General features: G+C 38.4%; 2 protein-coding genes. Both read right to left on the reverse strand.

Features of this window, described 5'->3' with window-relative positions; genetic code table 11:
* Nucleotides 1-96: 96 nt before the first annotated feature.
* On the reverse strand, nt 97-3,396 hold the full coding sequence (locus FGQ85_RS17870) for a DEAD/DEAH box helicase family protein (RefSeq protein ID WP_138374130.1): 3,300 nt from the start codon (nt 3,394-3,396) through the stop codon (nt 97-99).
* Between the two features lie 37 nt (nt 3,397-3,433).
* A partial coding sequence (locus tag FGQ85_RS17875; protein WP_138374131.1) for a DUF2971 domain-containing protein occupies nt 3,434-4,292 on the reverse strand: 859 nt, incomplete at its 5' end.

Genomic DNA, 4,292 nt, shown 5'->3' on the forward strand with positions numbered 1-4,292 from the left:
CACATTCAGAGCAGTTCCGCTTTACTCAGGACTGCTCTTTTTCCGCTCTGAATCTGATACTTTCCTGATGAATTATAACATAACGCAAACAACAGGCTATGCCACCTTCGCATTATCATTTATCCCTTCAATAACCTTTCTTATCCCCATCCATACATTCAAATCAGTAAAGATATCCACGACACTTCCCTGATCTGTGAACGGTGGTTCTTGCAGCACAGAAAAATCCTTCAGCAATCCATTATGTACGATATATTCCACAATCTGATTCACAAAGTAAATCTGTCTGCTATCCAGATTAGCCTCATTCAGAAATTCAGAAAATGCTTCTTTTGCAGCGTTCATATCCAGGCCCACGATTTCGCGAACAAATTCTCCCAGAGGCTTGTCCCCATATTCTGCTTCATATTCATCTTTGGTTCCCAGATCACTCCACAGAATTTTTTCCAATGTTTTGATATCATCCTGAGTCATTGGCTTATTCTTTTTCAGTTTCGCGATGACAAGGTCATCCTGGTGCTGACGGACGTAATATTCTGCCTTTGCCTTATAGTTCTTCAGATCATCGTTCTCCAGTTCTGACTCTTTCCATTCAATGGACAGAATATCATCCTCAAAGTTTGTATCATAACGCACCTTCTTTTTGGGAAGATACTTCATCAAATCACGAAGGCTTTCCCGAATATGTTCAAATTCATTGATTCCGGCACGTTCCAGATAATCCGTATGGAGAATCTGATTAATCAGCTCTGCCTGTACCATAATTTCCGGTATATTGGCCACCGTAGAAATCGCGCTGACTTTTTTCAACAGATCACTCCGGGCTTTTCCATATTTCTTTCCGATCAGATATGCCAGCTCTATGCCGTACATCAGTGCATCAAACCGAACTGCACTTGCCTCATCTCCATCCGGTAAGATCAGAGGAGCCAGTTCTTCCCTTACAAGCAGTGTATCCTCATAACTCAGAGTCCGATAGTTAGACTGATCGGAATACAGATCCACATATTTTAAGTGCTGACGAACTGCAAAGTTTTCCCGGTTCAGCTCCTGCACTTTTTCACTCATATGCTGTATCAATGCATTCCGGTAGGCAATCAATCGTTCTGTCTGATATTCCATATCCTGCAGTTTGTAAGTGATCTGAAATTCCAGATTAAAGATTGCTCCCTGCAGTGCCATCATATTAGCGGTTGCCTTTCCTTTGTTCATGCGGAAAAACTCAAAATTGCCACAAAAATCGAAAATATAAAATTTTTGCTTGTCCTCTCCGTCCAGCAATCCGGGACACAAGCGGGTTCCTCGACCAATCATCTGCCAGAATTTCGCTTTACTCATAACTTTCTTGAAAAAGACAAGATTCAATACTTCCGGCACATCGATTCCAGTGTCCAGCATATCTACGGAAATAGCAATCTGCGGAAGTTTATTGGGTTCTGAGAATTCATCAATAGCACTCTGGGCATAAGTCATATAATTATCAATGACTTTCGCATATCCCGGCAGATTTGGATATTCTTTTCCGAAGATTTCCAGAATCTTTTCCGCATGGTCGTGATTCTTAGCAAAGATAATCGTCTTTCCCAAAGTTTCTCCATAATTGGTACGAATCCCTTTGGTCATAAGAATATGCAGGACCTTCTTTATGGTATCCTCATTAAACAGCCAGGAATTCAATGCAGAAGAACTAATTTTTTCAGGAAGTTCTCCGTTCTCATCTTCAAATGTAGCTTCATAAGCTTCCTTGTCTTCTTCTGATAATTCGTCATACACAATTCCCTCTTCAATAAATTTCAAAGAAGATTCTACGGAAAGAAAATCTACCAGATATCCGTCTTTGACAGCCTGTGCCAGTTCATACCCATATGTAGGCACACCATTTTCCAGTTCAAAAATATTGTAGGTATTCTTATCAATTTCGTCCTTTGGCGTAGCTGTCAATCCAACCAGCGGCGCATCAAAATAGGTAAAAATATCTTTGTATTTATTATAAATAGACCGATGGGCTTCATCACAGATTACCAGATCAAAATGCCCGCAGGTAAACAGTTTTCCCTCCTCATCCTTTACAGAATCGATGCAATTCATCATGGTCTGATAAGTAGAGAAAACACAATGAGCCTGATAATTATCCTTTTCTTCGCACAGATTTGTCACAGATAGATCCGGAAGAAGATTCACAAAACTTCGTTTTGCCTGTGTGACCAGAGAATTTCGATCCGCCAGGAACAGGATATTCTTTACCCAGCCATGCTGCAACAACACGTCGCACAGTGAAATAACTGTTCTTGTTTTCCCGGAACCCGTCGCCATGACAAGCAATGCTTTCCTACGATTCTTGTTTCCAAAGCTATCACAAACTGCCTTAACCGCACCTTCCTGGTAATACCGTCCCGCAATATTCTTATCTACAGTAATATGTTTCAGACTTGTCTTCATAGACTGCAGATTGAACCACTTTTCCAGATCTCGTTTGGAATAGATCATGGATACTTTTCGTTCCGGATATTGTCCGTCATCAATCCTAGTATCAAATCCATTGGTCAGGAAAATAACCGGTCTTCTACCGTACTGTTTTTCCAGAATATCTGCATATAGCTTTGCCTGCTGGCGTCCTTTTGCCACGTCTACGCAGGTTCGTTTTGCCTCAATTACCGCAAGCGGTCTATGAGCATCGTCATAGAGTACATAGTCTGCATAACCCACCTCTGATTTATTTGGCATTCCCGGAAGTTCTACTTCATTGATCCAGTTTTTCCCTTCCGTCCATCCTGCATCCATCAACATGGTATCGATATAAATCTTTCTGGTCTTATACTCGGACAAATCAAGAGGTTTCGGTACATACGTCTGTTTCTGTTCTTCACGTCTTGCAGTCAGTTGCTCCTTCAATGCCTGATTTTCTGCGATGAGAGCTTTCAGATCAATTTCCTGATACTCAGGCAAGGAATGCACTGAAATTTCTGAATTTTTCCTCAACAAATCTTTATTATAAGGCTTATACTCATAGTGTTTCGAATAACAACAGGTTACAAAATCCAGAAAATAATACAAATTTTGTAAGCACAGGCACGCTACATCATAAGATATTTTCTGTCCTCTATGAGCAACTTCATTCCCACGAACTCTAATCAACTTCATTCTATTCCATAAGTCCGTATTATCAATCAAATTCCGAAACTCTTCTGTCTCCATCAGGCTGGCCAATGTATCCTGATATGGCATAACAAGAGAGCCATCCACGGAATACATCCATTTGATGGCAAACTCCATGGCCCGGCAACAATTGAACACACAGGCCTCCATATCAATATGTAATAATTTCTCAGCTGAAATGGCCACATCTGCGAAAGAATCAAATTGTGGTTCTTTCTTAAGGAAATCAAAGTTGGTCATGAACAACCCCCCTTATATTTTTACACTAAACATCGTTTCAATACCGTATTGGGATATTAGAATTCAAAACCTCAACAGAATCATATCCCCTGCTTTTTAGTAAATCAATCACTGTATTCAATGCAATTTTATCTTTCAGTAAAGGTCCAATTGTAATTTCTTTAATGATTTCTTTAGGAAATGGCACCTCTATATAAGGAACTATATATCCATTTACAGGTCTATATTTTATTTCAAATCTCCGTTCCTTAATTTCCTTAGGAATAGTAATAACTGCTCGAATTTCTTCTTCATGTTGGAAAGAACTATTTTTAAAAATCAGGCTACAATTATTAAGAAATTGCATTAGTATTGTTTTTATTGAGTTCAAACTTGCAAATCCACTCTTATACTTTTCATAGCATTCTTCAATCTCTTTCCGCAGCTTACTTTTCTTATCTCCTTCATTATAAATAACTTTATATATGTGAAAACAATAATTTTTCCCAAAATAATTCTGTATTCCTTTATGCTGAGTCTCAAAAAATGAAACTCCTATATTATATCCTTCATATCTTCCAGACTTCGTATAATAATTCCACATCGGTAACGAATCCTGATTTTTAGAAAAACAACAAATATATTTTTCTGGCAATAAAGATTTCACATTCAACATTTCATTATCTTCGTTATAAGTTATAAATAACTCTCTGTCATCAATTTCTATATCTTTAATAGCCTTAACAAAATCATTATCCATCTTTTTTTCATTAGTGAGTTCTTCACAAACCTCATTATAAACTTCTAATACGTTTTTCCCCTCACTAATATCATTCATACTAGGCGTTTGCGAAACGCCACAAGCCGCATAAATACGGCATTTTTTGCTTTTAAAAACAAATAACTCCTCACCTGAT

It is taken from the genome of Pseudoflavonifractor sp. BSD2780061688st1 E11, from assembly GCF_005844125.1.
GTDB classification, from domain to species: Bacteria; Bacillota; Clostridia; order Lachnospirales; family Lachnospiraceae; genus Sellimonas; species Sellimonas catena.

Excerpts from the sequence above, each read along its gene's own strand:
- FGQ85_RS17870 (WP_138374130.1), bottom strand. The coding sequence starts at position 3,396 with ATGACCAACTTTGATTTCCTTAAGAAAGAACCACAATTTGATTCTTTC.